The following is a 6,000-nucleotide window of genomic DNA, read 5'->3' as shown; positions in this document are numbered from 1 at the left end:
TAGCATTATGAATCTACTTTTCCTCTTACCAATACCCAGGCAAATCTATGCACTATCCTGAGCTAATCATTACGAAGCTTACAAACCTTCACTTTCGTTCACCATACTCATCTTCCCCTAGCAGTGTTCCGATCCGTGCACTGACTCTCTGTTTCTGCATTTCCGCATGCAATCCACGAGCCCGTTACCAGGCCCGCAGTTTTGGACAGGGATAGCTTTTGCGTCTAAACTAGTGGCGTGAGCCACACTATATAAAAGCGACTTCTTGTCGCACCATAATGTTGATTCTAGGAAGAACAAAACAGCACCTAATTATCTGATTTAGTGCTGTTTTATATTACTTTATAAAAGTGAACTTTGGGTTGAATTTGAACTCTTCCGCATAAATCGCTTCACGCCTAATATAAGGAGTGATACAATGATTCCCCCCATAATAATCATGCAGAAAGAAATAAATAAACCACCAAGTCCTAGCACTGATTCGTGGTAGGTTACAATGGGAGGAACGTCATATCCATTTGGAGAAATGACAAATCTAGAAATTTCTAAATAGGTGAGATGAAATCCCATTGTTGTCCAGAGACTCTTTGTCCAAAGACGAAGTAACTGTAGACATATTCCAAAGCATAGGATTAATATAATATAAGAAAGGTTAATAGAGTTTCCAGGAGCAAGTCCAACAGCAGCTTGAATCTGATTCACTACTATAGGGACGGATAAGAATAGCAGAGTTTGAACTAATACAGCTAGCCAAGCGACAAATCGATGACGTAATACGTCATATATTATCCCTCGTAATGCTAATTCCTCTGGCAAAGCTTCATAAAGGAAGGCGATGACCATATTTATCAGTAGCGCCGTGAGCCAATAATTAGGTGTATACCATTGTTCAATGGTAATCCATCCTTGAGAATAGGCAATGATAAAGCCTAATGAAGCGAGCGTAATAGCCAGAAGGACTCCTGTTATAAAGTGATAAGCTTTTTTCCATGAATAGACCGGCTTTTTCGGTTTTATACCCGTAAGCTGATAGACACGCTGATACAAATACAGAATAGTTGGAACCACCAGCCCACTCATTACAATCCCTTGAATGAACAACCTAATATTTCTTGATACATTGAATTGTTGTTCGGCAATTGTGCCAGAAAGAGAACCTAGGAAAAGACCCACTACTAATATGATCCATCCGGCAATTAAAAGAAGTATCCACCTCATATACTGCTTACCTCCTATATAGTAACCTAACTCTTGTACCTAATTAAAAATAACCCCTTTTTTGATAAACATTTATTCCTCATAATGCCACTATTTCCATAAGGTAATATACTTATATTAAATAATTAAATTGTTTCAAAAGAGTATTCTTTTTCTATCCCAATCTTTCATTGTGTAGTACCTTTTATACGTAAGAAATGAAGGTTAGTTACAACAAAAAAGGACTTAATTGTAACTTTTATTCAAATTGAACTCAATATAGGAGACTTAAAGAAGGACATAAGAACTTTGTTTTTAGTTTACATAAAATGTATTATCGTCAGCTAGATAACCTAACCTCAAAATACAAGAATAGAGTTATTCACTCATAAATCTTGTATATATATTTGTTTCTTGGTCTATTGATTTTGCAATTTGGAAAGATTCCTTCTGACCTCGTTTATTATTTATTATTTCGTAGAAGAACTTGATCACAAACATTAAATTCGCATTCCCATCTATGTAATCAACTGGTGCCATATAAGAATGGCTGCCATTTTCAAGGAAGGCTTTTGCAAGTGATTCTGCTCCCAATGTGCATCCAGAAGCGATAATGTGCAATCCTTTGACCCTTGCATACTGATTAACGTGTTTAACCTCAAAAAATTCTCCCTGGGGCTCACCTTCTTCATAAATGGAAGGATCTAATTCTGGCATGCAAAACCTTCCCTCATCCCCATGGAAATTTAGAATTAAGTAATCCGTATCTACAGCCCTATCTTTCCCTGACAATACATCAATTAAATCATTGGGTCTGCCAATATAATGAACATGGACTCTGGCGCCAAAATATTCAAGTGCTAAACGCATGGCAAGAGACTCCATATCGCAATTCGGTCCAATGACAAGGGTTATATTAAGCTCTGGTTTACTCATAAATAACTCCTTCCTGTGGTAAAATTGATATTTTTGTAAAATTATTCCATGTTTGTATTATTATATATAGAAAGAGACTTATATAAAAGTTGTTTGTATGAAATTTTATCGTATGGTAAATCTATTCAAGTTATTAAGCCAATATGGTCTTAAAAAAGGACTTAATGACGTTTTATCAGAACTAATAAACCTTCATTTATGGGGCTGAAATGTTGTACTTAGTGGCGTTTAATGGGTGAATGGAAGAAAGGACAATCATTAAAAGGAAGTTGTTTAAATGGGGCATCCTGACGTAGAAATATCCTTAAGAAAATAGAACGTTTGTTGAATAGGATAACAAATTAGTGTGGGTCTTAGTTTATACTTTTGGAGGAATATATGGAACTAGTAGATATACTTAAAAAGAAAAAGGTTAAGGTAACGGAAATACCAAAATGGGGAGGATATTTACGGAAGCAATGGGAAAACAATTTTGCTAATCATATGAGTGAAAAAGAAAAAAAATCCATCTTTTTATATGATACTAAGGATTCCTGTGGCTATTTATGGCATATATTTAGTTATGATAAAAAGAAAGCTTTAAAGGAAGAGGAAGCTGAAAAAGCATTTAATAATGAACCAAAAGATACCTGTTATATTTTCTATCAGCACTCTGATTATGCGTTAATGGTTAAAGAAGCATCTAGGATGACGGCTAATGACATAATAGATGAAACGGATATTTATGTTGTGAATAAGGACTTTAACTGGACTTATGTAAAGACACACGAAACGGGATGGTGTGGTCCGTACTTTTCTCGAAAAGGGGAAAAGCTCTAGATTTAATTATGAAAGATAATTATGGAGCAATACGGATAAAATATTTTAAAACAACCGTAAAGTTATTTACGTCGGGTAAGCAGGGGGCATCACTGCCCCCAACTCCCCTAAGAACCGTACGTGAGCCTTTCAACTCATACGGCTCAAGCCTTCCTTTATCCGAATAACCACAACTTATTTAATACAAGGTTTATGTACGAGCTTATTTATTGTCCCTTTAGTATTTTTAAAACAGTGAACAATGATTGTTTCCCCATTTTGAAGAGTGTGTTTACACAACGCACAACGATATCCTTGCTTTCTAGCGAGTTTCATTCTGTCAAAAGTATTTTCAGCATCAAAGACCTTGCGGTCTCGTTGCATCCAATATTCTTTTAGGCAAGGATCGTCCGGACTGTTCTTATAAGCCACCATGACGTGTCTCACAATTTTAATCCAAGACATCTTTAATAATTGTACCTTTGTTAAAGGACATGTAAGAATCCATCTATTTTCTCCCCCATGATGGGGCTTCCTAAAGTATCGTTTAGCTATCCATTCCATTGGTTTTCTTGGATGCAGATGTCTAAGATGTTTCTTTACTTTCGAAAAAATATAGTTATCCATATGGCTAAACGTTTTCTTGGCTACTACAGGTTTCCAGTACTGACCATATCCTCTTATAATAGGGTTTAATACATCTATGACCTCTTTAACAGGTCTTCCTCTCATCAAATGAAACGTTTCTCTGATTTTACTCTTAGCTTTCTTTACACTGTCTTTACTAGGTTTAATGAATAGTTTATTACCTTGTTGGGTTCTGTATTGCCTAATCGAAAAACCCAGGAAGTCAAAACCATGCTCAATGTGGGTGACCTTTGTTTTTTCTCGACTCAGTTCAAGTCCACGTCTTTTCAGATACGGACTTAAATTCTGATACATAGACTCAGCTTGTTCTCTTGTTTCAGATACGATGACGAAGTCATCGGCATAAAGAACACGTCCTATCTTACATTTAGGGTCAATCCTATAACCTGAACCACTTTTATAGGTAGGTTTGTATATAATACCTATTTCTTTTTCCATGCCACATAAAGCAATATTAGCTAACAGAGGAGAGATAACGCCTCCTTGCGGAGTACCTTCTTTGGTAGGATGAAATACTTCATGTTCTACGTATCCCATCTTCAACCACTTTTTAATAAGGTGTGAACCTGGAAAATTAGAAACCTGTTTCATAATCCACCCATGATGAAGATGATCAAAACATCCGCGAAAATCCCCTTCAAATACCCATTTCTTATTACTATTTGTATTAAGCTTATTAAAGAGGTTGTTAATGGCATCGTGTGTACTTCTTTTAGGACGAAAACCATATGAACTTGGCTCCAAGTGAACTTCCCACTGGGGTTCTAAAGCTGTTTTAATCATATTCTGATAGACACGATCTTTTACAGTAGGAATTCCTAGAGGCCTAAGTTTTCCATTCTTTTTTAAAATAAATGTCCTTTTAGCCGGATGTGGTCGGTGTAGGAACACACTCTGTTTCTTCATTCGATGGAAAAGTGTTAAACGCTCATTTGCGTGTAGCGCTGTATAACCATCTACCCCAGATGTACGTTTGCCTTTGTTTTGTTGTGTCACTCTGCGAATAGATAGTAATAGATTTGCTTTACTCCGGAGGAGTAAACGTTGTAGCTTTCGTACTTTCCTTTGTTGTTTGTATTGTTCGGCACGATAAATTCTCTGTCGTAACTTCATTACATATTTTTGTACGGCATTCCAATCAATAGATTGCCAACTTATATGCGAAGCATGCGCCGACGCTCGTATCGAGGTATTCATAACAACACGCTCCTTTTCATCTGAAGATAGCCACAAATTTATTTTCGTGTTGAAGACCTATGGAAAGTCGGCTCTCTTTCGAGTCTGTCATAAGTAGAGTAATAGATTTGACAGTATCCGTTCAGTTATACAATGTTTTGCTTTCCTGTGCCCTTTCAGACTAACGGCTTTCGCTTTTTTCCATATCCTATACCCTCTGTCACATCGTTTGACTTTACAGTCATCCTACTGCTTCCGCAGATGACATAGGGCTTACCAAGTTCCGCATCCTATAGATATGATGAGGTTAGGTGGGTTCTTTACTCCGGGCAAGATACGGGACGCGTCACAGCAACGTTATGAATTTGCTTTTCCTCTTATCAATACTCAAGCCAATCTGGGCACTATCTTGAGCTAACGTTTACGAAGCTTATAAACCTTCACTTGCGTTCACCATACTCACCTTCCCCTAGCAGTGTTCTGAGCCGTGCGCTGACTCTCTGTTTCCGCATTTCCGCATGCAACCTACGTACCTATTACTAGTCACGCAGTTTTGGATGGGGATAGTTTTTGCGTCTAAACTAGTGGCGTAAGCCACACTATATAGAAGCGACTTCTTGTCGCACCATAACACGCATTATCGGGAGAAAAGCCATTGGATGTATACATTCAATGGCTTTTTCATAATTAATCATGTTTTTTATCTATTTAGATAAGAGAGGCATCTCTTAATCGGTATAATATATAAACTGTATAGGGCGTCACTAAAAGAATAGCTGTATATAAACCTGGAGTATATGCTCTGATAATTAGTGTTTGTAAAATATGTATAAGATTATGTAGTAATACAAATATAAGAAAGCTCACGAATAAAACTGAACTCCAATAGCTTTCTAGATAAAGAGCTTTAATAAAAGTAATGATAGCCATAAATAAAAAGATAAAAATATCCCTTTTGGCAAAGGTATATGAACTTATGTTCCAAAGGCTCCAAATTTTACTTCTTATCCAATTATTATGTAATTTAACCTTTTTCCCTTTAGCTTTTGCCCACTTTTCAACCGTAATGATTTCTTCAAAGTCATGGAGCATAAAAATAACAACAAATAACCAAATAACATTGTACAACTCAAGTTCAGGCAATTTTATAACCTCCTCTCCCCAGTAATATAAAATTAACATTTTAGTTATTATTTGTCATTAACTTTTAAATGTTTATCAATGTATATCACATACAGGGTTATT

Annotated in this window: 5 protein-coding genes; 1 reads left to right on the top strand and 4 read right to left on the bottom strand. The window is 36.3% G+C overall.

What is annotated here, in order from left to right; translation table 11 throughout:
• Positions 1 to 342: 342 nt before the first annotated feature.
• The gene (locus tag BM012_RS20820; RefSeq protein ID WP_061804550.1) at positions 343 to 1,218 is read right to left on the bottom strand and encodes a CPBP family intramembrane glutamic endopeptidase; all 876 of its coding nucleotides are present in this window, start codon (positions 1,216 to 1,218) and stop codon (positions 343 to 345) included.
• A 357-nt stretch (positions 1,219 to 1,575) separates the two neighbouring features.
• Positions 1,576 to 2,133, bottom strand: a complete 558-nt coding sequence (locus BM012_RS20815; protein WP_061804551.1) for a hypothetical protein — start codon at positions 2,131 to 2,133, stop codon at positions 1,576 to 1,578.
• Positions 2,134 to 2,511: 378 nt separating this feature from the next.
• Between BM012_RS20815 and BM012_RS20810 the strand changes: the two genes are divergently transcribed.
• Positions 2,512 to 2,952 carry a DUF4275 family protein gene (locus tag BM012_RS20810; protein WP_061804552.1) on the top strand — a complete coding sequence of 147 codons (441 nt, stop codon included), beginning with the start codon at positions 2,512 to 2,514 and terminating at the stop codon, positions 2,950 to 2,952.
• A 174-nt stretch (positions 2,953 to 3,126) separates the two neighbouring features.
• On the opposite strand, the gene ltrA is transcribed toward BM012_RS20810, so the two are convergent.
• Entirely contained in the window at positions 3,127 to 4,776 is a 1,650-nt protein-coding gene (ltrA, locus tag BM012_RS20805; protein WP_061803941.1) for a group II intron reverse transcriptase/maturase, read from the bottom strand.
• A gap of 687 nt (positions 4,777 to 5,463) precedes the next feature.
• Entirely contained in the window at positions 5,464 to 5,898 is a 435-nt protein-coding gene (locus BM012_RS20800) for an HXXEE domain-containing protein (protein WP_061803940.1), read from the bottom strand.
• Positions 5,899 to 6,000 lie beyond the last annotated feature (102 nt).

It is taken from the genome of Priestia endophytica DSM 13796, from assembly GCF_900115845.1.
In the GTDB taxonomy this organism is placed as follows: domain Bacteria; phylum Bacillota; class Bacilli; order Bacillales; family Bacillaceae_H; genus Bacillus_I; species Bacillus_I endophytica.
The sequence above is the reverse complement of the archived record's forward strand: the minus strand, read 5'-3'. Positions and strand labels throughout refer to the sequence as shown.

Bases quoted from the DNA above. Each gene is read 5' to 3' on its own strand.
- BM012_RS20810 (WP_061804552.1), top strand. From the start codon at position 2,512: ATGGAACTAGTAGATATACTTAAAAAGAAAAAGGTTAAGGTAACGGAA.
- BM012_RS20815 (WP_061804551.1), bottom strand. From the start codon at position 2,133: ATGAGTAAACCAGAGCTTAATATAACCCTTGTCATTGGACCGAATTGC.
- BM012_RS20820 (WP_061804550.1), bottom strand. From the start codon at position 1,218: ATGAGGTGGATACTTCTTTTAATTGCCGGATGGATCATATTAGTAGTG.
- ltrA (WP_061803941.1), bottom strand. From the start codon at position 4,776: ATGAATACCTCGATACGAGCGTCGGCGCATGCTTCGCATATAAGTTGG.